Origin of the sequence: Citrobacter sp. RHBSTW-00859, assembly GCF_013729795.1 — a bacterium.
GTDB lineage: Bacteria > Pseudomonadota > Gammaproteobacteria > Enterobacterales > Enterobacteriaceae > Citrobacter > Citrobacter braakii.
Genome location: NZ_CP056284.1, coordinates 2,565,236 through 2,589,428, shown reverse-complemented (window position 1 = coordinate 2,589,428; position 24,193 = coordinate 2,565,236). Strand labels below are relative to the sequence as shown.

General features: G+C 49.3%; 26 protein-coding genes. 13 read left to right on the top strand and 13 right to left on the bottom strand.

What is annotated here, in order from left to right:
* Positions 1-58: 58 nt before the first annotated feature.
* Both HV302_RS28590 and mgtS read right to left on the bottom strand, forming a co-directional pair.
* A complete protein-coding gene (locus HV302_RS28590; protein WP_367397983.1) occupies positions 59-208 on the bottom strand; it encodes a YnfU family zinc-binding protein in 150 nt (49 codons plus the stop codon).
* 423 nt (positions 209-631) lie between these two features.
* Complete coding sequence (gene mgtS / locus HV302_RS12945) at positions 632-727, bottom strand: protein MgtS (RefSeq protein ID WP_003032406.1); 96 nt, start codon at positions 725-727, stop codon at positions 632-634.
* A 486-nt stretch (positions 728-1,213) separates the two neighbouring features.
* On the opposite strand from mgtS, the gene urtA reads away from it, so the two are divergent.
* The 5 genes from urtA to urtE are packed head-to-tail and all read left to right on the top strand — an operon-like array spanning position 1,214 to position 6,681.
* The gene (gene urtA, locus HV302_RS12940; RefSeq protein WP_181625913.1) at positions 1,214-2,485 is read left to right on the top strand and encodes an urea ABC transporter substrate-binding protein; all 1,272 of its coding nucleotides are present in this window, start codon (positions 1,214-1,216) and stop codon (positions 2,483-2,485) included.
* Between the two features lie 43 nt (positions 2,486-2,528).
* Positions 2,529-4,103: an urea ABC transporter permease subunit UrtB gene (gene urtB, locus HV302_RS12935; protein WP_181625912.1), complete on the top strand. Its 1,575-nt coding sequence runs from the start codon at positions 2,529-2,531 to the stop codon at positions 4,101-4,103.
* Positions 4,103-5,176 carry an urea ABC transporter permease subunit UrtC gene (gene urtC, locus HV302_RS12930; protein WP_181625911.1) on the top strand — a complete coding sequence of 358 codons (1,074 nt, stop codon included), beginning with the start codon at positions 4,103-4,105 and terminating at the stop codon, positions 5,174-5,176. Before urtB ends, urtC begins: the two co-directional genes overlap by 1 nt.
* Positions 5,176-5,973: an urea ABC transporter ATP-binding protein UrtD gene (urtD, locus tag HV302_RS12925; RefSeq protein ID WP_016153067.1), complete on the top strand. Its 798-nt coding sequence runs from the start codon at positions 5,176-5,178 to the stop codon at positions 5,971-5,973. Before urtC ends, urtD begins: the two co-directional genes overlap by 1 nt.
* Before the next feature lie 9 nt (positions 5,974-5,982).
* Complete coding sequence (gene urtE, locus HV302_RS12920) at positions 5,983-6,681, top strand: urea ABC transporter ATP-binding subunit UrtE (RefSeq protein WP_191212325.1); 699 nt, start codon at positions 5,983-5,985, stop codon at positions 6,679-6,681.
* 49 nt (positions 6,682-6,730) lie between these two features.
* Here urtE and ydeE read toward each other — a convergent pair whose 3' ends face one another.
* Positions 6,731-7,918, bottom strand: coding sequence for an efflux MFS transporter YdeE (gene ydeE, locus HV302_RS12915; RefSeq protein ID WP_047359042.1), 1,188 nt, complete (start codon positions 7,916-7,918; stop codon positions 6,731-6,733).
* 198 nt (positions 7,919-8,116) lie between these two features.
* Here ydeE and eamA point away from each other — a divergent pair, with 198 nt between their 5' ends.
* On the top strand, positions 8,117-9,016 hold the full coding sequence (gene eamA / locus HV302_RS12910; RefSeq protein WP_019076776.1) for an O-acetylserine/cysteine exporter: 900 nt from the start codon (positions 8,117-8,119) through the stop codon (positions 9,014-9,016).
* A gap of 30 nt (positions 9,017-9,046) precedes the next feature.
* On the opposite strand, the gene marB is transcribed toward eamA, so the two are convergent.
* From marB to marR, 3 genes are read right to left on the bottom strand one after another with little or no spacing between them, the layout of a single operon-like run.
* Complete coding sequence (marB, locus tag HV302_RS12905) at positions 9,047-9,265, bottom strand: multiple antibiotic resistance protein MarB (protein WP_016153071.1); 219 nt, start codon at positions 9,263-9,265, stop codon at positions 9,047-9,049.
* A 30-nt stretch (positions 9,266-9,295) separates the two neighbouring features.
* Positions 9,296-9,679 carry an MDR efflux pump AcrAB transcriptional activator MarA gene (gene marA, locus HV302_RS12900; protein ID WP_003032424.1) on the bottom strand — a complete coding sequence of 128 codons (384 nt, stop codon included), beginning with the start codon at positions 9,677-9,679 and terminating at the stop codon, positions 9,296-9,298.
* An 18-nt stretch (positions 9,680-9,697) separates the two neighbouring features.
* A complete protein-coding gene (gene marR, locus HV302_RS12895; RefSeq protein ID WP_016156485.1) occupies positions 9,698-10,132 on the bottom strand; it encodes a multiple antibiotic resistance transcriptional regulator MarR in 435 nt (144 codons plus the stop codon).
* A 257-nt stretch (positions 10,133-10,389) separates the two neighbouring features.
* Here marR and HV302_RS12890 point away from each other — a divergent pair, with 257 nt between their 5' ends.
* A complete protein-coding gene (locus tag HV302_RS12890) occupies positions 10,390-11,055 on the top strand; it encodes a MarC family NAAT transporter (RefSeq protein ID WP_016153073.1) in 666 nt (221 codons plus the stop codon).
* A gap of 35 nt (positions 11,056-11,090) precedes the next feature.
* On the opposite strand, the gene HV302_RS12885 is transcribed toward HV302_RS12890, so the two are convergent.
* Together HV302_RS12885 and ptrR are read right to left on the bottom strand one after the other, a co-directional pair.
* Positions 11,091-12,287 (bottom strand): sugar transporter, encoded by a 1,197-nt coding sequence (locus tag HV302_RS12885; RefSeq protein WP_019076778.1) that lies wholly within the window; start codon positions 12,285-12,287, stop codon positions 11,091-11,093.
* 221 nt (positions 12,288-12,508) lie between these two features.
* The gene (gene ptrR, locus HV302_RS12880) at positions 12,509-13,384 is read right to left on the bottom strand and encodes a putrescine utilization regulator PtrR (RefSeq protein ID WP_016153075.1); all 876 of its coding nucleotides are present in this window, start codon (positions 13,382-13,384) and stop codon (positions 12,509-12,511) included.
* Positions 13,385-13,486: 102 nt separating this feature from the next.
* Between ptrR and sad the strand changes: the two genes are divergently transcribed.
* The 6 genes from sad to HV302_RS12850 all read left to right on the top strand — a co-directional run bounded on the left by sad (position 13,487) and on the right by HV302_RS12850 (position 19,626).
* Positions 13,487-14,875: a succinate-semialdehyde dehydrogenase gene (gene sad / locus HV302_RS12875; protein ID WP_191212341.1), complete on the top strand. Its 1,389-nt coding sequence runs from the start codon at positions 13,487-13,489 to the stop codon at positions 14,873-14,875.
* A 175-nt stretch (positions 14,876-15,050) separates the two neighbouring features.
* Positions 15,051-15,977, top strand: coding sequence for a glutaminase B (glsB, locus tag HV302_RS12870; protein WP_016153077.1), 927 nt, complete (start codon positions 15,051-15,053; stop codon positions 15,975-15,977).
* Positions 15,977-16,336, top strand: a complete 360-nt coding sequence (locus HV302_RS12865) for a DUF4186 domain-containing protein (protein WP_181625908.1) — start codon at positions 15,977-15,979, stop codon at positions 16,334-16,336. Before glsB ends, HV302_RS12865 begins: the two co-directional genes overlap by 1 nt.
* 81 nt (positions 16,337-16,417) lie before the next feature.
* The gene (locus HV302_RS12860; RefSeq protein WP_181625907.1) at positions 16,418-16,945 is read left to right on the top strand and encodes a GNAT family N-acetyltransferase; all 528 of its coding nucleotides are present in this window, start codon (positions 16,418-16,420) and stop codon (positions 16,943-16,945) included.
* 106 nt (positions 16,946-17,051) lie between these two features.
* Positions 17,052-18,503, top strand: coding sequence for a tagaturonate reductase (locus HV302_RS12855; protein ID WP_181625906.1), 1,452 nt, complete (start codon positions 17,052-17,054; stop codon positions 18,501-18,503).
* Between the two features lie 208 nt (positions 18,504-18,711).
* The gene (locus HV302_RS12850; protein WP_088582962.1) at positions 18,712-19,626 is read left to right on the top strand and encodes a bestrophin family protein; all 915 of its coding nucleotides are present in this window, start codon (positions 18,712-18,714) and stop codon (positions 19,624-19,626) included.
* Here HV302_RS12850 and HV302_RS12845 read toward each other — a convergent pair.
* The 5 genes from HV302_RS12845 to HV302_RS12825 all read right to left on the bottom strand — a co-directional run bounded on the left by HV302_RS12845 (position 19,623) and on the right by HV302_RS12825 (position 24,188).
* Positions 19,623-20,000, bottom strand: a complete 378-nt coding sequence (locus HV302_RS12845; RefSeq protein ID WP_016153082.1) for a GFA family protein — start codon at positions 19,998-20,000, stop codon at positions 19,623-19,625. The genes HV302_RS12850 and HV302_RS12845 overlap by 4 nt on opposite strands.
* 131 nt (positions 20,001-20,131) lie before the next feature.
* Positions 20,132-20,890, bottom strand: coding sequence for a trans-aconitate 2-methyltransferase (gene tam, locus HV302_RS12840; RefSeq protein WP_016157955.1), 759 nt, complete (start codon positions 20,888-20,890; stop codon positions 20,132-20,134).
* 519 nt (positions 20,891-21,409) lie between these two features.
* The gene (locus tag HV302_RS12835; protein ID WP_016239971.1) at positions 21,410-22,216 is read right to left on the bottom strand and encodes a hypothetical protein; all 807 of its coding nucleotides are present in this window, start codon (positions 22,214-22,216) and stop codon (positions 21,410-21,412) included.
* A gap of 17 nt (positions 22,217-22,233) precedes the next feature.
* Positions 22,234-22,674, bottom strand: a complete 441-nt coding sequence (locus HV302_RS12830; RefSeq protein ID WP_016239970.1) for a hypothetical protein — start codon at positions 22,672-22,674, stop codon at positions 22,234-22,236.
* Positions 22,675-22,826: 152 nt separating this feature from the next.
* Positions 22,827-24,188 carry an FRG domain-containing protein gene (locus HV302_RS12825; RefSeq protein WP_000482601.1) on the bottom strand — a complete coding sequence of 454 codons (1,362 nt, stop codon included), beginning with the start codon at positions 24,186-24,188 and terminating at the stop codon, positions 22,827-22,829.
* Positions 24,189-24,193 lie beyond the last annotated feature (5 nt).

The window sequence follows — 24,193 nt, the reverse complement described above, 5'->3', positions numbered from 1 at the left end:
GACGCTCGGGTAGGGAGTGCTGCTGGTGAAAGGTCGGCATTGTTTTCCTGTTCTTACGTTACTTGACTGGTTTGCTTTGGGAAGGAAGGTAGGTATTGCCGCAGTTGGGGCAGACTAACGTTATGTTGTTTTTTATTCTCGACAGGCTGTGCATTGACTGGCGGCAGCAGTGAGGACAGGTACTTTTCACTGGTCGTAAAGTACGCATCTTAATATCTTTGAGTATCGACATATTGATTGTCCTTGTGATGGGGTGCTTACCATACACTATGAAGCAATAAATAGCTCATTTTATAACCATTGCGATAACATGGATTACTGTACGGGTTGCAAGAATCTTATGAGCGGCCAACATGTCTTATAGAAAGTAGTTACGTTTCGTTTAACGTTCATTGGGGTTGTCGATGATAGATTAGCCAACTATCCGTTATCTTCGCAGGGAATTGCCAGGTAGCGTATAAAAGCAAAACACAAATCTATCCATGCAAGCATTTACCGCTGGTTTATCCGGCGGTTTTTTTTATCTGTACATCAGGGAAAAGGTGCCGGGAGGGGGAATTCAGGTAAAAAAATGGCCCCTTGTGCAGCTACGCAGCAAGGGGCCGGGTCGGTTCAGGACTATCTCCGTTCATCAATCATCCCATCTGTGGCTAAAATACGCGGCCAGGAAACCGGAAAATAAAATAATTCCCAGAACAGCCATAAAAATATTCATATTACCCAGCATAGTAAATGCTCCTTTATTTGTGAGTTTCCTCTCTTACCTTAAGTTCACCTCGCTTATGACTATAGTAGCAATTCAATCTTAAACAAAGGCTGAACTGTGTGATTATTTCGGCGGAAAAGTAAAATTTTGACGTGATTACGTCGGGAAAAATAAATAATAGTGACAAGGCACGGTTATCTGCGAACAAATAACCATGTTTTTATACCGGGGCACGCCGTTATGACCGTGTGTGACAGACACACATTGTTGCACGTTTATAATGCAGAGTTGTCTCATTGTGGTTCAATGTTTCACGCGATTAATCCTTCTGGCGGCAAAAATTAATACTGATTTTTGTGCCTAAAATTCTAATTCATTGATTTTATATGATGTTTTAATATCTGGCATCGTTTTTGCCTTATCACTTCTGAATACCCTTAATTTGCACCGTTTTGTCTGCCCGGCTGCACCGGAGCTTTCAACAAGACTAATTTCAGGAGTGAAACTATGCAGCGTCGTACATTTTTAAAAGCTTTTGCGCTTTCCGCCTCTGTTGTCGCAATGGGAATGAGTTTTAGCGTTCAGGCGGCCGACACTATTAAGATTGGCATCATGCATTCGTTATCCGGCACCATGGCTATTTCCGAAACGCCGCTGAAAGATGTGGCGTTGATGACTATTAATGAAATCAATGCGCAGGGCGGTGTATTGGGCAAAAAGCTGGAACCGGTGGTGGTTGACCCAGCCTCGAACTGGCCGTTATTTGCTGAAAAAGCACGTCAGTTACTGAGCCAGGACAAGGTAGCGGCGGTTTTCGGCTGCTGGACATCGGTTTCGCGTAAATCGGTTTTACCGGTATTTGAAGAATTGAACGGTCTGCTGTTTTACCCGGTGCAATATGAAGGTGAGGAGATGTCGCCTAACGTCTTCTATACCGGCGCTGCGCCTAATCAGCAGGCGATCCCGGCGGTTGAGTATCTGATGAGTGAGGACGGCGGCAGCGCTAAGCGCTTCTACCTGTTGGGTACGGACTATGTCTATCCGCGTACGACTAACAAAATTTTACGCGCCTTTTTGCATTCGAAAGGCGTGGCCGATAAAGACATCGAAGAGGTGTATACCCCATTCGGACACAGTGATTACCAGACCATTGTTGCCAGTATTAAAAAATTCGCCGCAGGGGGAAAAACGGCGGTGGTATCGACCATCAACGGGGATTCTAACGTTCCATTCTATAAAGAGTTAGCGAACCAGGGCCTGAAAGCCACGGATGTTCCGGTGGTGGCATTCTCTGTGGGTGAGGAGGAGTTGCGCGGTATCGATACTAAACCGCTGGTGGGCAACCTGGCTGCGTGGAACTACTTTGAGTCCGTAGATAATGCGGCCAACAAGAAGTTCGTCGCGGATTACCGGGCGTATGCCAAAGCACATAAGCTGCCGAATGCTGATTCGGTGGTGACCAACGACCCTATGGAAGCCACTTATGTTGGCCTGCATATGTGGGCGCAGGCAGTAGAAAAAGCCGGAACTACCGATGTGGATAAAGTCCGGGCGGCTATGGCAGGACAATCATTCGCGGCACCATCAGGATTTACCCTGACCATGGATGCGACCAACCATCACCTGCATAAACCCGTCATGATTGGCGAGATTGAAGGCAACGGCCAGTTTAACGTGGTGTGGCAAACCGAAGCGCCGGTTCGCGCCCAGCCGTGGAGTCCGTATATCGCCGGTAATGATAAAAAATCTGAACAGCCCGTTAAAACCGCCAGCAACTGATCTTACGCCCTCCTGCGGGAGGGCAACGCTTTGGAGAATGCTCATGAAAGCCATGCGCTTTATTCGTGGTGTGTTGTTGCTGACGTGGCTTTTGCCGTGGATAGCGCAGGCCGCAGATGCCGATACCTTTACCGCCGCCAACCGGACTCAGCAGGCCGCCTTGCTAGAACAATGGTCGGTAAAACCCGATGTTCAACGCTTGCCGGTGCTCAAAGCGCTGAGTGATGAGAACCTGCTGACAGATAACGCGAAAAACGCGTTCATCATGAACGGGTCGCACGTACAACCGCTAGGAACGGCGGCAGGTCCGAACGGCGAGCTAAAAAAAATCCGCCTGACTAACCGCCTGCGTAATCTGGTTGCCGGAACCTTGGCCGTCCACCAACTCTTAAGTGACAGTGTCACGCAAAGAGGCGGGGCAGCGCGTACATTACAGCGTGAGGCCCAGCCGGAGATGCTGCCGTTTTTGCAGCAACGACTGGCCCAGGAGCCCGATGCTGACGTGAAATCCTTACTGGCTATTGCACTGGCAAACCTGCAACTGACGAGCACCTCGCCTGAGATCAGACGTCAGGCAATCGAACTGCTAGGGGCGTCGAACGATCCTGAAACCCAGGCACGCCTGCAGCCATTCACCCATGCTGAACATGAACCTGATGCCCGCGTTCGTGCTGCCGCTGACGAAAGCCTGAATGCCATCGCGCATCGCATGAAGGTTGGCGATCTTCTTGGACAGGCATTTATGGGATTGTCGCTGGGCTCCATTTTGCTGCTGGCGGCATTGGGTCTGGCGATAACCTACGGCTTACTTGGCGTCATTAATATGGCGCATGGTGAGATGTTAATGCTCGGCGCTTACGGTACCTGGATGGTGCAACAGCTGATGGGCCAGTTTTTCCCGCAATGGTTGGCCTGGTATCCGGTTATTGCGCTTCCGGTCGCCTTTTTGCTTACCGCTGGGGTTGGAATGCTACTCGAGCGCGGAGTGATCCGCCATTTATACGGGCGTCCGCTCGAAACCCTGCTGGCAACGTGGGGGATCAGCCTGATGCTTATCCAGTTGGTGCGTATGTCCTTCGGCGCACAAAACCTTGAAGTCGCAAATCCGGAATGGCTTTCCGGGGGCATTCAGGTTTATGCCAATCTGATTTTGCCGTGGAACCGAATTGTGGTGCTTGGCTTTGCCATTCTGGTGCTGTTCTTCACCTGGCTGTTGTTGAATAAAACCCGTCTCGGACTGCGCGTACGTGCGGTGACGCAAAATCGCAATATGGCGGCCTGCTGCGGCGTACCTACCGGACGAGTGGATATGCTGGCCTTTGGTCTTGGTTCAGGGATTGCCGGACTGGGGGGCGTAGCGCTCTCGCAGTTAGGCAACGTAGGACCGGAGCTAGGGCAAAGCTACATTATCGATTCGTTTCTGGTGGTGGTGCTGGGCGGCGTGGGACAACTCGCGGGGAGTGTAGCCGCTGCGTTTGGGCTTGGGATTTTCAACAAAATTCTTGAGCCTCAGGTGGGAGCGGTTCTCGGTAAGATTATGATTCTGGTGCTGATTATTTTGTTTATTCAGAAACGTCCTCAGGGGCTGTTCGCGTTGAAAGGGAGGGTTATTGACTGATGACGATGCCAATGACATTAACGCTGGCGCGTAAAGCGCCGCGCGCGACACGCATCCTGGGGCTGGGTTTACTGCTGGCGCTGATTATTCTGCCGTTTCTGGCGCTGTTACCTGCGGATCATCCGCTGGCCATATCGGTGTGGACATTGACTCTGGCCGGGAAAATTCTCTGCTATGCCATTGTGGCGGTAGCGCTGGATCTGGTGTGGGGCTATGCGGGAATGCTCTCGCTGGGCCACGGTATTTTCTTTGCGCTGGGGGGATATGCGATGGGAATGTACCTGATGCGCCAGGCTTCCGGCGAAGGATTACCGGCCTTTATGTCGTTTCTGTCGTGGACCGAGCTGCCCTGGTTTTGGTGGGGAACGCAACATTTTATCTGGGCGATGTTTCTGGTTGTGCTGGTGCCGGGCCTGCTGGCGCTGGTATTTGGCTGGTTTGCCTTCCGTTCAAAAATCAAAGGGGTCTATTTCTCCATCATGACTCAGGCCCTGACTTTCGCCGGAATGTTACTGTTTTTCCGCAACGAAACCGGTTTTGGGGGAAATAACGGTTTTACCGGTTTTACCACCATTCTGGGATTTCCGGTGACCGCGACCTCAACCCGTATCGCACTGTTTCTGGCGACGGTCATGCTGCTGGTGCTGGCAATATGGCTGGGACTGGCGCTGGCCCGCAGTAAATTTGGTCGAATTCTCACTGCCGTGCGCGACGCCGAGAACCGACTGATGTTCTGTGGTTACGATCCGAAAGGTTTCAAGCTGCTGGTGTGGACGCTTTCCGCCGTGCTGTGCGGCCTGGCGGGGGCGTTGTATGTTCCGCAGGTGGGAATCATTAACCCCAGCGAAATGTCGCCGACCAACTCGATAGAAGCGGCGATTTGGGTTGCCCTCGGCGGGCGTGGAACCCTGATTGGCCCGGTATTTGGCGCCGTACTGGTGAACGGCGCTAAAAGCCTGTTTACCGTCATTATGCCGGAATACTGGCAACTGTTTCTTGGTCTGATCTTTATTGGCGTTACGCTGTTTTTACCTCGTGGTGTGATGGGTCTGTTTCGCAAGGGAGACAAATAATGCAGCCAGATGAAGGGCTTTTTACTCGCCAGATGCCAGGCGATCGGTTTCGCAACCAAACGGACCCGGTGCTCCAGTTGGAAAAAATTAACGTTAACTTCGATGGATTCCAGGCGTTAACGGATCTCACGCTCAATATTGGCGTTGGGGAACTGCGTTGCATCATTGGTCCCAACGGTGCCGGAAAAACGACGCTAATGGATGTTATTACCGGCAAAACCAGGCCGCAAAGTGGTCGGGCGATATACGATCAGTCGACCGATTTAACAACGCTGGACCCCATCGCTATTGCACGTCAGGGAATTGGGCGGAAGTTTCAGAAACCCACGGTATTTGAAGCGTTAACGGTGGAGGAGAATCTGGAGCTGGCGCTGAAAAGCGATAAATCTGTCTGGGGCTCTTTACGGGCGCGCCTCACCGGCGAACAACGGGATCGTATAGATGAAATACTGGCGCTGTTGCGGCTGGGCAACGAGCGGGCCCGCCGCGCCGGGCTGCTTTCTCACGGGCAAAAACAGTTTCTCGAAATTGGCATGCTGTTGGTACAGGAGCCACATTTACTGCTGCTGGATGAACCCGCGGCGGGTATGACGGATGCGGAGACGGAATACACTGCGGAGCTGTTTCGTAAGCTTGCCGGGAAGCACTCGCTGATGGTTGTTGAGCACGATATGGGATTTGTCGAAACCATTGCCGATCGCGTCACGGTCTTACACCAGGGACGCGTTCTGGCTCAGGGAAGTCTGCGCGAAGTGCAGGCCAACGAGCAGGTTATTGAAGTTTATCTCGGGCGTTAAGGAGCACAGATGCTGCAGGTGAAAGAACTGAATCAATATTATGGTGGCAGCCATATTCTGCGAAGTGTGAACTTTGAGGCGCGTATCGGCGAGGTGACATGTCTGCTGGGGCGTAACGGCGTGGGGAAAACGACGCTTCTGAAGTGCCTGATGGGGCTTATTCCTGCCCGCAGTGGGAGTGTGTTCTGGCAGGAGAAAAATGTCACTCACTGGAAGCCGCATCAGCGGGTCAGGGCCGGTGTGGCGTATGTACCACAGGGTCGCGATATTTTCCCGCGTCTGACGGTAGAAGAGAACCTGCTGCTCGGCCTTTCCCGTTTTTCAGCACAGGAGGCCAGACGTGTGCCGGATGATATCTATGCGCTCTTTCCGGTTCTACAGGAGATGAAACATCGGCGGGGCGGAGATTTGTCCGGCGGGCAACAGCAGCAACTGGCGATTGGACGAGCGCTGGCCAGTCGCCCGCAGTTGTTGATCCTCGATGAGCCCACGGAGGGGATCCAGCCGTCAGTGATTAAAGAAATTGGGCAGGTGATTTCTCAACTGGCGCACCGGGGTGACATGGCCATTTTGCTGGTGGAGCAGTTCTATGATTTTGCGCAGCAACTGGCCGACAAATACTTACTCATGTCGCGAGGCAGCATTATTCAAAGCGGTGACGGTAAAAATATGGAGTCCGACGGCGTTCGAGGGCTGGTCGCCATTTGAGATTCGCGACAGAGCGGCTTTGGCTCTGTCGCGATCATCATTAGCAGAATTAGCAGACTGCCGTCTGGCCCCAGGGTTTGGCGCGCATGCCTTTTATCATTAGCGCCCAGGCAAGAACGATCGCCACCATCAGCGCCACAAACAGCGACCACGGCGGCAATGTGGTTAAAATGACGCCGCTGACTAATGGGTTTACCGCTGCGCCCAACCAGCCTAACGACTGGGCGGAAAAATAGCTGGCTTTCATTCCTGCAGGCGCGATGTTGTCGATGAGCATGTATTCACCCGGCGCGTAAATGACTTCGCCGATAGTGAAAAAGGCCGCAGAAATGCCCCATAACACCAGGTTGTTGCCGGAGAAGGTGAAGCCAACCAGACCGACCACAAAGAACAGCGTGCCCACAGTCATTAGCGGGCGGATATTGGTGGCGGTGAGCCTGCGCCCGAGGGCATATTGCAGTGATACCACAATGGCGGCATTAACGGGCAGGACGACTGCCACCACTTTCTCGGCAAAATCGCCGTCTGCAACCACCATAACGTATTGCGAAATACAGGACGCAAAGGCACCACCAACGAATGACGCCAAAAATGCTGACAGCGTAAACCAGAATAATGCTCTGTCGCGTAGCAGTACCGAGGGGGACCAAACTGCGGCGTTCAAACCTTCTGATGCTGCTGGTGAACGTTTTACCCAGGTCTGGATAAATACCAGAGGGAGTGCTGAACATGCAGCAGCGAGCCAGAACGGCAGGTTAATGCTTTGCATCACCAGTAGCGTGCCCAGCGGTGGGCCTACGGTCCAGCCGATGTTCAGCACGGTATAGTTAAGCGAGAAAATTTTAGTTTTGTTGGTCGCCGAGAGATTATCGGCAAACCAGGCTTTCAGCACCGTGGCGAAGACGGAGTAGGCGCAGTTGATCAGGGCAAAGAGCAAAACCACTACCACTACGTTATGCACCAGTGGAATAGCAATAAAGCCAGAGGCAAAGCCGCAGATAGCCAGCAGCATATAGCGTTTTTTATCAAACTTGTCGGCCAGAATACCAAAGCCAAGGCTGAACACGACGCCAATGGTCAGTGCGACCGTCATCGCATAACCGATCAGGTCGACGCTCAGATTGTACTGTCGGCTGAGGTAGATCGTCATAAAGGGCAGCGTGGCGCCACGCCCAATCGTTAATAACAATGATGACGCGAGTAACGCGAGAGTGGACCTTCTCAGAGAGATATTCATTTTCCTGCCCGACAATGCATGTTGTTATGTTTTTTTTAGATATCAGAAACAAATAGCATGCTAAAAGTGTGATGTACACTCAATAAGTTGTCCGAAAATGCCCTGTGCGGCCTACCTGAATTAATGATCTGTTACGGGACAATGATTTCCGTTACTTTAATTTGTTTACAAAAATTTAATATTCGCAGGGGCGGTGGTATGTCGCGTAAAGACGGGTTATTAGCGTTACTGGTCGTTGTGGTTTGGGGGCTGAACTTTGTCGTCATCAAAGTGGGGCTACACAATATGCCACCCTTAATGCTGGCTGGGTTGCGTTTTTTATTGGTGGCATTTCCGGCGATTTTCTTTGTTGCCCGGCCGAAAATTCCGCTTTCACTGCTGCTCGGCTATGGGCTGACCATCAGTTTTGGGCAGTTCGCGTTTCTCTTTAGCGCCATCAAATTCGGTATGCCTGCCGGGTTAGCTTCTCTGGTATTACAGGCTCAGGCGTTTTTCACCATCATTCTGGGGGCATTCGCCTTTGGTGAACGTCTGCAAGGTAAACAACGGGTCGGGATTGCGCTGGCCATATTTGGCGTGCTGGTGCTGATTGAGGCCAGTCTGAACGGACAGCATGTCGGCATGCTCGGTTTTATGCTGACGCTGGCGGCGGCACTAAGCTGGGCCAGCGGTAATATCTTTAATAAAAAAATCATGCAGCATACGTCACGCCCGGCGGTGATGTCGTTGGTGGTATGGAGTGCGTTGATTCCTGTTGTCCCATTCTTCCTCGCCTCAATACTTCTCGATGGCCCAACGCAAATTATCCAAAGTCTGGTGACGATAGATATGACCACCATTCTGTCACTGGTTTATCTGGCGTTTGTGGCAACCATTGTGGGTTATGGCATCTGGGGATCTTTACTCGGGCGTTATGAAACCTGGCGTGTCGCGCCGTTGTCGCTGTTGGTGCCGGTTGTTGGACTAGCGAGCGCGGCCGTGCTGCTGGATGAAACGCTTACCGGATTACAACTGCTCGGTGCGCTGCTGATCATGGCAGGATTGTACATTAATGTGTTTGGCTTTCGGTTGCGTAAGACTGCGCAGGCGAGAGGGTAAAAAAAGCCCCGCAGTGACGGGGCAAAAAAATTACAGGTTGCGCATATTGTAATAAGGCACACCTAATTCGTCGGATTTGTCGCTGCCTGCACCCATATGATTAAAATCGAACGGGGACCGATCGTGCGCAGGTGGCATAATCATCGCGTCACGACTGTTTTGTGTGGCAGGCTGCGCGGTCTGTTCCGCCATGCTCTGGCCTGAAACAACATACAGCAGGGCCAGCATCGCATAAGACAGAAGTTTCATGATTTCCTCGGTTACGTCGTTAACTGGCGATTAGCAATTACATTGATTGAGTGGCAGCAAATAGCGTGATTCGCCGTGCATATTCGTCATACGGTATTTATGCGGCGGAACATCAAAATAGTTTTTGAATGTCCGGGTCAGCGTTTGCTGGGACTCAAAGCCGTAACGCTCCGCCAGATAAAGGATCGGCTCGTTACTCTCTTTTAATTTTTGCGCTATTTCAGTCATTTTACGGCTACGGATGTATTGACCCAGTGAATGACCGGTTTCTTTTTTAAACATCCGTTGCAGGTGCCATTTGGAGTAACCTGAACGCTCTGACACCTTTTCCAGCGAGAGCGGCGATTCAAGGTTATTTTCGATCCAGTCCAAAATGCTATGAATAGTGATTGTGTCAGTATTGCGTCTGGACATCGTCATACCTCTTTCTGTTTACGGCAGGATTTTCTTCAGCAAATGCTCAAGCGTGGTCACTTCATCCGCCGTTAAGTTTTTTGTTAGTTCCTGGTGCAGGTCTTGCCCTACTAATTGATGACACTGCTCGCAAATTGCCGCGCCATGCTCGGTGAGTTTCACCAGCACGCCTCGCTTGTCATGTGGATTCGGAAGCCTTTCTATCCAGCCTTTACAGGCCAGCCTGTCCAGCATCCGCGTCAGGGCGCCGAGATCGACAGACAGCACTTTTTTCAATTCGACAGGGGTAATACACACCGCGCAACGGATGGAGCAGAGCACCTTGAACTGTGATGCCGTGATATCCAGCGGTGACAGATAGTCGTTTAGCAAACGATCTTTTTTCTGATTAACCATGTAGATCAAACGACCCAGTGGGATGATTTCGTTAAACAGATCACTGGTGCTTTTCACAATGGTTGCCCTGGCAAGTAGTTAGTCACGGCTGATATTATTGCTTAGGCAAATATAAGTCAAATGAATGGGTCAGCAAATGCCACGTTTTGCTAAATCATCAGACTCAATTTTTGGCGAGTGGAATTTTAACGGTTTGAAAATTATGGCTTATACGTGCGGATGAAAAATGAATCCTTACACCGCGAAAATGGCTTATCTCCCGGATTTCACCGTATACTTGCCGTTGACGATTAACGCACAGGAAAGATGACATTATGATGGACTTGTTTAAAGCAATAGGACTGGGGCTGGTAGTCCTGTTACCGTTGGCAAACCCGTTAACCACCGTGGCGTTGTTCCTCGGCCTTGCCGGCAACATGAACAGCGCAGAGCGTAACCGTCAGTCACTCATGGCGTCCGTTTACGTGTTTGCCATCATGATGGTGGCGTATTATGCCGGACAACTGGTGATGAATACCTTCGGGATTTCGATTCCCGGGTTACGTATCGCGGGTGGGTTAATCGTTGCGTTTATCGGCTTTCGAATGTTGTTTCCACAGCAGAAGGCACATGACTCTCCGGAAGCGAGAAGCAAATCAGAAGAACTGGAAGATGAACCGACTGCCAATATTGCATTTGTTCCGCTGGCCATGCCAAGCACCGCGGGTCCGGGTACGATTGCAATGATCATCAGCTCGGCGTCCACCGTGCGTCATGGGGCTGAGTTTCCGGACTGGGTGATAATGGTCGCACCGCCGATTATTTTTGCGGTGGTCGGGGTTATCCTGTGGGGCTGTTTGCGCAGTTCTGGCGGAATTATGCGCCTGGTCGGCAAAGGCGGTATTGAGGCGATCTCCCGTCTGATGGGCTTCCTGCTGGTATGTATGGGCGTGCAGTTTATTATTAACGGCGTGCTGGAAATCATTAAAACTTACGCTTAAAACAACGTGCCCGGTATTGTCTATCGGGCACGCTTTCATGAATGCTGAGGCTGCTCTTCCAGTGATACTGGCCATTTACGGAAGATAATCACCGACCATATGAACGCCACAACCGCAGGCACTGCACCTACGTAACCAATCGTAGACATTGACCAGTGCAGACTCACCTGATTTCCCACCAGCGCGCCAGCGCCTATCCCAATATTAAAGATACCTGAGAAAAGGGCCATTGCGACGTCGGTGGCATCCGGGGCCAGCGCCAGCACTTTGACCTGCATACCCAGGCCTATCAACATAATGGCGATGCCCCAGAATATACTCAGGACGGCCAGATGCATTTCGCTGTCCGCTGCGGGCAGTAACAGCACCAGGCACACCGTCAGCAGGGCAATGGCGCTACTAATCAATACGGAAGCATGTTGATTACCTAGCTTGCCAAAAATGACGCTACCGACAATCCCCGCGCCACCCAGAACCAGCAGCAGGACTGTGGCAAAGTTTGCGCTCAGCCCGGCGACGGTCTGTACAAACGGTTCGATATAGCTGTAGGCCGTGTAATGCGCGGTGACCACAATCACCGTCAGCAGATACAGGCTCATCAATGCCGGACGGCGGAATAAAACCGGCAGGCTTTTTAATGAACCGGAATGCTCACTGGGTAATTTTGGCAGGAGCTTAATCAAGCAAAGTAGGGTGACTAACGCCCCCATACCGATGGCGAAGAAGGTAGTACGCCAGCCAAAATACTGGCCAACGATGCGCCCGATAGGCAGGCCCAGCACCATCGCCAGCGCGGTGCCGGTCGCAATCAGGCTGAGAGCCTGCGCGCGTTTCCCGGCAGGAGCCAGGCGAATCGCCAGCGATGCGGTGATCGACCAGAAAATAGCGTGGGCAAAAGCAATACCGATACGACTGATTACCAGCACGGTAAAATTCCATGCCAGGAAAGAGAGAACGTGGCTGGCGATAAAAACGACAAACAGGCAGATCAGAAGTTTGCGGCGTTCTACCTGGCTGGTAAGCAGCATGAAAGGCAGCGACATCAGGGCGACAACCCAGGCGTAGATCGTCAGCATGATCCCGACCTGAGCGGTCTGCATATTAAAACTTTGTGCGATGTCGGATAACAAACCGACAGGGACAAACTCAGTGGTATTGAAAATAAAACCGGCAATGGCAAGCGTAACTACCCGAAGCCACGCGACCTTGCGGGAAACAGTGTCTGTTGTCATATCAATTAGGTGGATTAGCTGCGAAAAGGTAAGGCCACGATCTTAAAACTTTTGCTGGCTAAAATACAATCATTTCGTGATGCAGATCTCATTTCATTGACTGGGTGGCAAAATTGACTGCCGAACATTTCGCGTAATTTTAACTATTTCATTATTAATGAAATTCCGGGCGTGCGAATTCACCCGGAACGCTATTTATGGCGTTGTTTGAGAATCGCGAATTATTCCGTGCTTTTCGACAACTGAGGGTTCAATACCTCAATAAACGCTTCCAGTTGCCTCGTCATTGCCCCTCTGCGCCAGACCAGCCACGTATTCAGCCAGCGCCAGTTTTCGCTTAGCGGCCAGGCGTGGACCTGATGGTGTCCTGGCATGCTCTCCAGCATCGAACGCGGGATCAGCGCGATACCCGCACCGGCAATGACGCAAGCCAGCATGCCGTGATACGACTCCATTTCATGAATGGTGCCGGGCATTGCGCGATCGGCATGAAACCAGCTTTCAAAATGGCGACGATAGGAACAGTTGGCGCGAAAGGCGTAAATGCTGCAACCGTTAACGTCGCTGGCCCGCTGGATAGGGGGATGACCGTGCGGAGTGACTATCATCATCTCTTCACGGTAGACCGGCATTCCTTCAAGACCTGGATGAGTAATTGGGCCGTCGACAAAGGCGGCGTTCAGCGTCCCGTCGAGCACGCCGTCCAGCATCGTGCCTGAAGGACCTGTCGCCAGCGCAAACTGAATTTTGGGGTAACGCTGATTATATTCAGCCAGCGTGGCAGGGATCCGCACAGCGGCAGTACTCTCGAGTGAGCCAAGAGAGAACAACCCCTGCGGTTCATCGCCGGCGACGACCATTCTCGCCTCGTCAACCAGGGCGAGGATCCGCTGGCTGTAGCGTAAAAAATTGTGCCCGGACGGGGAAAGCCGCAAACGCTGATTTTCACGAATAAACAGATCGACGCCAAGGTCGGCTTCAAGCTGGCGAATACGGGTGGTGAGATTGGATGGCACGCGATGCACCTTCGCGGCGGCCTGCGTAATACTGCCTGTCTCCGCGACGGCGTTAAACATTTCCAGTTGCGTCAGATCCATAATATTCTCTATTCGTGAATGGTGTGGTTAATATTATTCATTTTTCAGAAAGAGTAAATATGCGCATGATATGACCATACCCTGCGATAAAGAGAGGCACTTATGACTATCACAGCAGCAACACATGCGATTTCCGTTAACCCTACCAACGGTGAAAGGTTGGCGGCAATGCCGTGGGCCAGTACTGAAGAGATTGCACATGCGCTGAGCCTTGCCGCGAATGGCTGCCGCGAATGGAAACACACTGCCGTTGAGCACCGTGCGCAAACGCTGCGTCATATCGGGCAGGCTCTGCGTCATCGCGCGGAAGAGATGGCGCAGTGTATCTCACGTGAAATGGGGAAACCCATCAAGCAGGCGCGTGGTGAAGTTGCCAAATCAGCCGCATTGTGTGACTGGTACGCCGAACATGGACCGGCGATGCTCAACCCGGAACCTACGCTGGTGGAGAACAACCAGGCGGTGATTGAGTATCGCCCCGTTGGAACTATTCTGGCGATCATGCCGTGGAACTTCCCGCTCTGGCAGGTACTTCGCGGCGCCGTTCCAATTCTGCTGGCCGGAAATGGCTATCTGTTAAAGCATGCACCAAACGTAACCGGCTGTGCTGCGATTATCGCGCAGGTTTTTGCTGATGCGGGCGTTCCCGCGGGTGTTTATGGTTGGGTGAATGCCGATAACGCCGGGGTAAGTCAGATGATCAATGACCCGCGTATCGCGGCGGTAACGGTGACGGGCAGCGTTCGAGCCGGTGCGGCGATTGGTGCTCAGGCGGGTGCGGCGCTGAAAAAATGCGTGCTTGAACTGGGGGGTTCCGATCCGTTTATTGTTCTTAATGATGCTGACCTCGATCTGGCCGTTAAGGCGGCGGTCGCCGGTCGTTATCAGAATACCGGACAGGTTTGTGCGGCAGCAAAGCGCTTTATTATCGAAGAAGGAATTGCGGCAGCATTTACGTCTCGTTTTGTGGCGGCCGCGAGCGCGCTCAAAATGGGCGACCCGCTGAACGAAGAAAACGATCTGGGTCCGATGGCAAGATTTGATCTGCGCGATGAACTGCATCAGCAGGTCGAAGCCTCCCTTGCCGAAGGCGCGCGGTTACTTCTCGGCGGGGAAAAAATCGCGGGTCAGGGCAATTACTATGCCGTGACGGTTCTGGGTGATGTCACCCCGGAGATGACGGCTTTTCGTCAGGAGCTGTTTGGCCCGGTTGCAGCGATTACCGTTGCAAAGAATGCGGAACATGCCTTAGCGCTGGCTAATGACAGTGATTTCGGCTTATCAGCCACGGTGTTCACCGCGGATGAAGCTCTGGCGCAGAAGATGGCGTCACGCCTGGAGTGTGGGGGCGTATTTATCAATGGTTACAGCGCCAGCGATGCCCGCGTTGCTTTTGGCGGCGTGAAGAAAAGTGGTTTTGGCCGCGAGCTTTCACACTTTGGTCTGCATGAGTTTTGTAATGTACAGACCGTCTGGAAAAACCGCCTCTGATGGTGTGGGTGCCTCCGACGGGGGCACCGGCCTTAATTCTGCGATGTTTCGGTCTGCGTCATGAATCTCACCCGCTCATGCAGACCGTGGGCAGATTCCGCCTTCCGGCCTGACGCTGCGTATTCAGCTCTGTTATACTCGCAGGCCTTTCATACCTGCGAGCAAGGAGCATGTTGTGGCCAGGGCCATGGACAATTCAATTTTAGAGACCATTGTGCAGCAGGTTCGTCCGCTGATTGGTCAGGGTAAAGTCGCTGATTACATTCCTGCCTTAGCTTCTGTCGACGGTTCAAAACTGGGTATTGCTATTTGCACCGTCGATGGACAGCACTATCAGGCGGGGGATGCGCAAGAGCGTTTTTCTATTCAGTCAATTTCAAAGGTGCTCAGTCTGGTCGTGGCGATGCGTCACTATCAGGAAGATGAAATCTGGCAACGTGTCGGCAAGGATCCTTCCGGTCATCCTTTTAACTCCCTGGTGCAGCTGGAAATGGAGCAAGGGATCCCACGCAATCCCTTTATCAACGCCGGGGCACTGGTGGTTTGCGATATGCTGCAAGGACGTCTGAGCGCACCGCGTCAACGGATGCTGGAAGTGGTACGGGCGCTAAGCGGTGTTTCGGATATCGCCTATGATGCGACGGTGGCGCGTTCTGAATTTGAGCACTCGGCGCGTAACGCGGCTATTGCCTGGTTAATGAAGTCCTTTGGCAATTTTCACCATGACGTGACCACCGTTTTGCAAAATTACTTTCACTACTGCGCACTGAAAATGAGCTGTGTGGAGCTGGCCCGCACGTTCGTCTTTCTGGCGAATCAGGGACATGCTTTTCATCTTGCAGAGCCCGTGGTGACGCCTATGCAGGCCCGGCAGATCAACGCGCTGATGGCGACCAGTGGCATGTATCAGAACGCAGGGGAATTTGCCTGGCGAGTGGGCTTACCGGCGAAATCTGGTGTGGGGGGCGGTATCGTGGCTATCGTGCCTCACGAGATGGCGATTGCCGTCTGGAGTCCGGAACTGGATGCGGCGGGAAATTCGCTGGCGGGTATCGCCGTACTGGAGCAATTAACGCAACAACTGGGGCGCTCGGTTTACTGATGAACACGCTCGATCCTCTTTTTGCCCGGCTGGCGAAATCAACGTTTCGCTCGCGATTTCGCCTTGGCGAGAAAGAAAGGCAGTATTGTCTGGATAAAGGCGCGCCGGTTATCGAACAACACGCCACGGATTTTATTGCCAAACGGCTGGCGCCCGCGTTTCCTGCCAATGACGGTAAGCAGACACCCATGCGCGGGCATCCGGTATTTATCGCTCAACATGCCACGGCGACCTGTTGTCGGGGATGTCTGGCGAAATGGCATGATATCCCTCAGGGTGTGGCGTTAAACGATGAACAGCAGCGTTACGTTGTCACGGTTATCTACCACTGGCTAGTGATCCAGATGAACAAGCCATAGATAACATAATCCTATGATATGACTCCTTGTGTTGTGCAATTGTTAAAAGCAGTGTGAAGGGGTCATTCTAAGGAGAAAAAAATGGCTTCCTGTAAACCCTGCTTTGTGCTGAGTGCGGCCCAGATTCTGTCGAGAATCGATGAATTCAGCGACATCCTTGAAACATGCGTCAATGATGGCGCCTCTGTCAGCTTTATGCTCCCTTTTAGTGGTGATAAATCACGGCCTTTCTGGATAAGTGTCGCGCAAAGCGTTGACCGTGGAGAAAGGATTGTTCTGGGTACGCAGAACGCACAGGGGGGGCTTGTCGGTACCGTCCAGCTCATTATCGATCAACCCGAAAACCAACCTCATCGTGCTGATGTCGCCAAGCTGCTGGTTCACCCCTCAGCCCGGCGCGGTGGTGTTGCCCGGACGTTGATGAACGAACTCGAAAACTGCGCGCGTCAGCAAGGGAAAACGCTGCTGGTGCTTGATACAGCGACGGGCAGTGGTGCTGAGTTGTTCTACCACAATTCTGGATGGCAAAAAGTAGGGGTGATACCGGACTATGCAAAAATGCCTGACGGGAAGCTGACCGGAACCACACTTTTCTACAAAACTCTCTAATTTGTCGCCGGGGATTGATCAAAACAGGGTTTCAATGTATTAAAGTTTGCTAACCTATTGGACCAATTCAATCAGGTTGTATGACTAATTAAAAAGGGAACCCATTGTGCAAACACTAAATCGTCGCGATTTCCCCGGTGCTCAGTATCCTGAACGCATTATTCAGTTTGGTGAAGGAAACTTCCTGCGCGCCTTTGTTGACTGGCAAGTCGATTTGCTGAACGAACATACCGATCTGAACGCTGGTGTAGTCATTGTTCGTCCCATCGAAAGTACCTTCCCGCCATCGCTGAGTACGCAGGATGGTCTCTATACCACCATCATTCGTGGTTTGAATGAGAAGGGCGAGGCCGTAAGCGATGCCCGTTTGATCCGTTCGGTTAACCGCGAAATCAGCGTCTATAGCGAATACGATGAGTTCCTGAAGCTGGCGCATAATCCAGATATGCGTTTTGTGTTCTCCAACACGACTGAAGCGGGCATCAGCTACCACGCGGGCGATAAGTTTGAGGATGCACCGGCCGTGAGTTATCCGGCTAAACTGACCCGACTGTTGTTCGAACGCTTCAGCCATTTTAATGGCGCGTCGGATAAAGGCTGGATTATCATTCCTTGCGAACTGATTGATTACAATGGTGATGCGCTGCGTGAACTGGTGCTGCGCTACGCTCAGGAGTGGGCGCTGCCGGAGGCATTTATTCAGTGGCTGGATCAGGCCAACGCATTTTGCTCCACACTGGTGGACCGCATTGTTACCGGTTATCCGCGTGACGAAGTGGAGAAACTGGAAGCTGAGTTGGGCTATCACGATGCCTTCCTCGACACTGCAGAACACTTCTATCTGTTCGTTATTCAGGGACCGAAGTCATTAGCTGCAGAGCTGCGTCTGGATAAATATCCGCTTAATGTCCTGATTGTTGATGACATCAAACCGTACAAAGAACGAAAAGTGGCGATTCTCAACGGCGCACACACCGCACTGGTTCCCGTTGCCTGGCAGGCAGGGCTGGACACCGTGGGTGAGGCGATGAATGACGCAGAGATTTGCGCCTTCGTTGAAAAAGCGATTTATGAAGAGATCATTCCGGTACTGGATTTACCCCGCGATGAGCTGGCGTCTTTCGCCAGCGCGGTGACCGGTCGATTCTGCAATCCGTACATCAAGCATCAGTTGCTGTCGATTGCCCTGAACGGCATGACTAAATTCCGTACCCGTATATTGCCGCAGCTGCTGGCAGGGCAACAGGCCAGCGGTAAACTGCCGGCGCGCCTGACGTTTGCGCTTGCCGCGCTGATTGCTTTCTATCGTGGAGAGCGTAACGGTGAGGCTTATCCGGTCCAGGATGATGCGCACTGGGTGGCACGTTTTCAACAGCTGTGGTCCCAGCATCATGACCGCCAGATAAGCACCGAAGAGTTAGTCAAATCGGTACTGGACGTTAAAGAACACTGGGAACAGGACCTGACTCAGGTTTCCGGACTCGTGGAACAGGTTTCAGCCGATCTGGATACCATTCTGGCCAAAGGCATGCGTGAAGCCGTTAAGCCATTATGCTAAGAAGACAACCCGGCTCAGGCCGGGTTTTTTATAGAACATTCCTTAGTTACAACATACTATTGTTTATTAATGACTACACCGTTCTGTAACTCCGGTGCGCGGTGGTTCTGGCAGCTCAAAAGTTGTTTAGTTAATGTTGCGATTAACTTGCAACATTGATCATGATCGCGTCTAATGTGATGGATTTCACATTTTCCCGAAGAAAACCATGATCGTTCGCCCCCAACAACACTGGCTACGCCTGATATTCGTTTGGCATGGGTCAGTATTATCTAAAATCTTTTCACGACTGCTGCTGAACTTCCTGCTCTCCATCGCCGTTATTATCATGCTTCCGTGGTATACGATGCTGGGAATCAAATTCACCCTGGCGCCATTCAGCATTCTCGGCGTGGCGATTGCAATCTTTTTAGGTTTTCGCAATAACGCCTGTTATTCACGTTACGTTGAGGCCCGACACCTGTGGGGGCAGTTGATGATTGCTTCCCGATCGCTACTGCGTGAGGTAAAAACCACCTTACCGGATGACGCCGAATTAGGGCAGTTTGTTCGTCTGCAAATCGCGTTTGCCCACTGTTTACGCATGACTTTACGTCGAAAGCCACAGGCAGAGCCGTTGGCGAAGTACCTCAGCGAGAAAGATCTGCAGACGGTATTTGCCTCACAATCTCCAGCAAACCGCATTTTGTTGTTAATGGGAGAGTGGTTGGCCGTGCGCAGGCGTGATGAGCAACTGTCAGACATATTATTTCATAGTTTAAACAATAGGTTAAACGATATGTCTGCGGTACTGGCTGGTTGTGAGCGGATTGCGAATACGCCGGTCCCGTTTGCTTATACTTTGATCCTTCATCGCACGGTATACCTGTTTTGTATCATGCTGCCATTCGCGTTAGTGGTGGATCTGCACTACATGACACCGTTTATCTCGGTGCTTATTTCCTATACGTTTATCTCGCTCGACACGCTTGCAGAAGAGCTTGAAGATCCGTTTGGCACAGAGAACAATGACCTGCCGCTGGATGCGATTTGCAATGCGATCGAAATCGATTTGCTGCAGATGAACGATGAAACAAATGTGCCAGCAAAACACATGCCTGATAAGCATTACCAACTAACTTAGTTACGTTCGTTTTGCCACCAGGCTGGCTGCATATCGGAAAACGAATGAAACTCTGGCGCCAGGTCTTCATCGTTAGGGTCATCAAAAGCCCCGGCTAAAAGTGCAATTACCGGGGCATCATCAATAGCGCCCACGGAACTGCCGCACTGAGGGCAAAAGGCTCGACAACTCGTTTCTGATGAGCGCCAGGTTGTCGGTTTTCCGGCTTTTCCCGTCCATTCTACATTTTCTGCATCAAACTCAATCCAGACGACGGTCGGTGCGCCCGTATGTTTCCGGCATATATCGCAGGAGCAGGTATGGGAATTATTAGGACTGCTGGCCGTGAAGCGGATCGAACCACAAAGACACCCACCAATGTAGACTTTAGACATAACGACTCCCGTCGGAAACACGTGGCAAGACACTAGCAGATGCCTCGCATTGTCACTAGATCCTTATGTTAAAAAGGCGAGGGCGCTCATAGGCGATCCTCTATTCCTGTGATCTATCTGATGATAAATGCTTAATTATTGCGGCGCGCAACAATAAACAATCGGGGAAATGCCAGTAAAATTTTGCCATTTTCCTGCAGTGGATATTGCTCCTGAAGTAGTTCGTGGTAGCGAGCCAGATACTGACGTTGCTCGCTTTCTCTCAAATCCTGTAACCAGGGGCGCAGGCCTGTAGAACTTACCCAGTCGATAATTGCTTGATGAGAATCCATAATGTGATAATACGTGGTGCGCCAGATATCCACCTCACAGCCAGTTTCGGTCAAAATATCATAGTAGGCATGTACGCCAGGAAGTGGCGCACGACCCCGGTCCGGGAAACCCTGTTCATAAGCCACTTCGCGCATCAGAACATGCGTGGGTTCCAGCCAGTTATCCGGCATTTGTACGGCCAGAACGCCGTTGCGACCCAGTAGCGATACCAGGTTCGGCAATAATTCATAGTGATCGGGTACCCATTGTAAAGACGCATTTGCGTAAAGCAGATCCACAGGATGCTCGGGCTGGAACTGACTGATATCCGCTTCAATAAAATGGCATTGCGGTAATGCGTTGCGCGCTTCATTCAGCATGGCGGGTGAGGAATCAACCCCGGTTATTACAGCCGAAGGCCAGCGCTGATGCAGTAATGCCGTGCTGTTTCCCGGACCACAGCCGAGATCAACAACTGAACGAACACTCTCTAACGCCACTCTGTTGAGTAATTCCGCTGCGGGTCTTGAACGTTCAGTTTCATATTGCAGATAAAGCGAAGGGTTCCAGTCAGCCATGAATGAATCTCCAGTATGAGAGAAAAAGGCAGAAAGGACCGCATAAGTCCTTGCCGGTGAGCCATTTCATTTAGAAGATTATATGATAATGAAGGATAAGGGCAGAAATATGCCAGGAAGACAGATTGGCATGTCTGTGGTTTGCCAGCGTGAACTAAAGTTATCAGTTTTGATGTTCAGTGAGTGATGCGGCACAGGTCGAAAATGGTTAGCGCTGGTAACGGCATTTGAAAAGAGGTTTGGCCATCATTATCGAGCAGCACAAGGATTACCATAAAGCATCAGATTCTACCTTACTCAACATCTGTCAAAGCAAGTTTAAAATGTCACCTCTTTGTGCAAGATAGAAAGGGCACTTTCAGCCTATGTAATCATATTAATGTGACTGCTGCGTTATCCCACTCAACCAATTAATAAAGCAAAAGTTAAATATGAAAGACTGGAATAAAAATATAACGAAAACATCTTAATATGGAAATATCTGTGTCAACGGGATCTTTAGTTATTGAATATCTGGTTCTAAATAGGTTCTACATTCAACGGGAAGGGAAACCAAATATCTATATGTTTTTTATAAATACCATTACGTGGCAAACAACAATCTGCATATTTTTTTAAAGAATCTCCACATGGACAAATATTTTCTGGCGATAATACTCCATCATGTTCTTTCGCCTTAAATCTCCAGGTCGTAATATTGAAAATTTGATGTGGGGATTGTATGTATTTGACAACACTAATTAAAGTTGAATAGTTATAATGATCACCATCATTGGAGAAAAAAACACTACATTTGTTAACGGGATTACTAACTATGTCATAAGTAATTAATTCAAAATCGATCACTTCATCAAAGCAAAGAACTCCATTATAAAGTTTATTTTTAACATGACCACAATCATTAATAAAACTACGGGTTGTATTACATACTGAACATTTCACTTCTTTTATTATTTCACGAGAACTACCGAAGATTTTATATGGGAATAACGCCTGCCAATTACATACCATTCTCGCTAAGAAGTTAACACCATAGAAATTAACCTCAGGCAGAAACTCATTATTTTCTTTAATATGTATTAAATCTATTTCTATCCTTTCAAGTTCTACCCATGCTTCATAAAAATCACCTCTTGTAAGTAAATTAATGACTTGAATATATTTTAAATGGGCTAGTAAAATTGTTTTGTATAAAAACAATCTGTTTGATTCATTATTCAAGCTCAAGGATTGAGCTTTTTTTAACTCAGCATTAAGATAATCAAGAATAGCACTATCTTCTTGAGTAATACACATCCAACGCTTTAACTTTTCGTGAATATTCATAATATCTATATAGATTTTTATTTGATTTTGTTAATTACTTTTAAAACATCGTCTACTTTTCCAGAAACAGTGTATTTCACATGTTTTCCTGATTTATTTTTTTTAATTATAGAGACTTTAACGTCTATATCTCTAGTTCCAAAGTTATCAATTTTTTTCTGAATATAATTTGAAACAAGATTTACTAAAAAAGGTATCATTACTGATGTGGCAAAGAAAGTGCCTAACGCTAACGTTATACTGTTTAATTGCAGGTACGAAACACCATTAGAATCTCCGTACACTTTAACATTAGAATGTGATTGCTTGGTGAACTGGAAAAAATCCAGTGCATTACCTCCAGTAATTTTTGAACTATCAAAAACGATCGCAATCTCATCATCTTGAGGTTCATATGAAGAAATGATTTTTACCTCTTCATCTTCATCACTCATTTCACTCAAAGTAATGGGGTTCATTCTCAACTCCTTGTTTTATATTTTTACATTCAAATTTTACTATACGACTGGTTAATTGCTCCTGTCCAACACACACCAGAGTTCATATGCTTAGCATACAAGGGACCAATGCCAGTAGCGACAGGCTAGTGTGTCAAAAAACCACATGAAGATCAATCTCCTGCGGAAAATTTGGCCGCAATTAGTTTCATTGTCCTTTCCATGCCTTGATAAACTGTCGCATCTGTAATGTTTAACCTTGCGAGTTCCTTAAGTATTCTAGCTTTGTTTCTGATCACTATTTTTTCTACTTTAAACTCTTGCATAGCATCATCAGGGTTTGAAACTAAATCGGGATAAACAGCATTATTCCCAAATAATAAGAATGCACCTGACTGTGATGACATCCTTTCATTATTATTTCTTCCTTTAACGAAAATTAACCTTTCCAAATCTGATGGTATAATTACATCTTTAAAATAAGGTTTTTCATCTTTAATGTAATGTATGAGTTTTTGACAAGCTTCAGTTTTATTGAAAGCCTCCTTGTCCATTTTACAATCCAGCTGATCTTTCAGTGTTTGACTTAGCATTGATATATTTGATATGCAACTTACTGTATCAGAGTCAAAGAATTTTATACGATCCCTTTTTGTTTTGAAAATAATAACATGTCCATCAACCTCATTTGTATTTTCATTATTACTAATGTCGCAACAAGCGAAATACAGAGCGATTAGTGGATTTGATGTTATATCCAACAAACGAGTTGGTAGTCCGTAGTGTTGCATCCTTACTAACTTGTCTAGCATTGTTTTATCATCAACAAACTCAGTTGGCCTTGCTGTTAGGGCTTCACGGACTAAATTTGATTCACTGTGCAAATGCTTGAAGTTACCTTTTTTGTTTTTCCTGAAAACTGATGGAGCCAACTCGTAAGATACATCAGAATGTCCACGATAAAATATTTCTGCATCTTCTTCATGATCTTGTTCTAAAACACGCGCCATGAAACTTTGAACATTATCTATTATTGGGTAGTTATCAACTTCATCAGGAAGTGCTTCAGTAGGAGGAAGTGGTGTACTTCTTGTCGTTATATTTAGAAGTGCTAATGTTTGATTTAAATCACGTGCTTTTATTCCCCAGTGAGTCCGTTTCAGCCCATATGCACCTAATTCTAAAGCTGTTTGATATAACTCTTTGTTTATCACTACGACATCATCTTGTGAGTGAGTGATTCTGAAATCAAACTCAACATTTTTGTTAACTGTTCGTAGATTTGAAATTACACCAAGTCGCAAAGTAATGTATTCAACATTGTCTCGGGAATAAAGTTCTGACATAAAAAGCGTAGGTAATTTCTCAATATAAGATAATGCTTTATCATTCAAAGGCGTTAACTTCAACCGGATGTCATCAGAGGTGCCTTCTAACATACGTGATATAGGAAAATCACAACTCCCACTAACCCGTTCATACATGGGCCAATGTTCAAAATAGTCAGGTTCTCCGCCCATAATTAGATTAAACATTAAAA

Bases quoted from the DNA above. Each gene is read 5' to 3' on its own strand.
- HV302_RS28590 (WP_367397983.1), bottom strand. From the start codon at position 208: ATGCGTACTTTACGACCAGTGAAAAGTACCTGTCCTCACTGCTGCCGC.
- mgtS (WP_003032406.1), bottom strand. From the start codon at position 727: ATGCTGGGTAATATGAATATTTTTATGGCTGTTCTGGGAATTATTTTA.
- urtA (WP_181625913.1), top strand. From the start codon at position 1,214: ATGCAGCGTCGTACATTTTTAAAAGCTTTTGCGCTTTCCGCCTCTGTT.
- urtB (WP_181625912.1), top strand. From the start codon at position 2,529: ATGAAAGCCATGCGCTTTATTCGTGGTGTGTTGTTGCTGACGTGGCTT.
- urtC (WP_181625911.1), top strand. From the start codon at position 4,103: ATGACGATGCCAATGACATTAACGCTGGCGCGTAAAGCGCCGCGCGCG.
- urtD (WP_016153067.1), top strand. From the start codon at position 5,176: ATGCAGCCAGATGAAGGGCTTTTTACTCGCCAGATGCCAGGCGATCGG.
- urtE (WP_191212325.1), top strand. From the start codon at position 5,983: ATGCTGCAGGTGAAAGAACTGAATCAATATTATGGTGGCAGCCATATT.
- ydeE (WP_047359042.1), bottom strand. From the start codon at position 7,918: ATGAATATCTCTCTGAGAAGGTCCACTCTCGCGTTACTCGCGTCATCA.
- eamA (WP_019076776.1), top strand. From the start codon at position 8,117: ATGTCGCGTAAAGACGGGTTATTAGCGTTACTGGTCGTTGTGGTTTGG.
- marB (WP_016153071.1), bottom strand. From the start codon at position 9,265: ATGAAACTTCTGTCTTATGCGATGCTGGCCCTGCTGTATGTTGTTTCA.
- marA (WP_003032424.1), bottom strand. From the start codon at position 9,679: ATGTCCAGACGCAATACTGACACAATCACTATTCATAGCATTTTGGAC.
- HV302_RS12890 (WP_016153073.1), top strand. From the start codon at position 10,390: ATGATGGACTTGTTTAAAGCAATAGGACTGGGGCTGGTAGTCCTGTTA.
- HV302_RS12885 (WP_019076778.1), bottom strand. From the start codon at position 12,287: ATGACAACAGACACTGTTTCCCGCAAGGTCGCGTGGCTTCGGGTAGTT.
- ptrR (WP_016153075.1), bottom strand. From the start codon at position 13,384: ATGGATCTGACGCAACTGGAAATGTTTAACGCCGTCGCGGAGACAGGC.
- sad (WP_191212341.1), top strand. From the start codon at position 13,487: ATGACTATCACAGCAGCAACACATGCGATTTCCGTTAACCCTACCAAC.
- HV302_RS12865 (WP_181625908.1), top strand. From the start codon at position 15,977: ATGAACACGCTCGATCCTCTTTTTGCCCGGCTGGCGAAATCAACGTTT.
- HV302_RS12860 (WP_181625907.1), top strand. From the start codon at position 16,418: ATGGCTTCCTGTAAACCCTGCTTTGTGCTGAGTGCGGCCCAGATTCTG.
- HV302_RS12850 (WP_088582962.1), top strand. From the start codon at position 18,712: ATGATCGTTCGCCCCCAACAACACTGGCTACGCCTGATATTCGTTTGG.
- HV302_RS12845 (WP_016153082.1), bottom strand. From the start codon at position 20,000: ATGTCTAAAGTCTACATTGGTGGGTGTCTTTGTGGTTCGATCCGCTTC.
- tam (WP_016157955.1), bottom strand. From the start codon at position 20,890: ATGGCTGACTGGAACCCTTCGCTTTATCTGCAATATGAAACTGAACGT.
- HV302_RS12835 (WP_016239971.1), bottom strand. From the start codon at position 22,216: ATGAATATTCACGAAAAGTTAAAGCGTTGGATGTGTATTACTCAAGAA.
- HV302_RS12830 (WP_016239970.1), bottom strand. From the start codon at position 22,674: ATGAACCCCATTACTTTGAGTGAAATGAGTGATGAAGATGAAGAGGTA.
- HV302_RS12825 (WP_000482601.1), bottom strand. From the start codon at position 24,188: ATGTTTAATCTAATTATGGGCGGAGAACCTGACTATTTTGAACATTGG.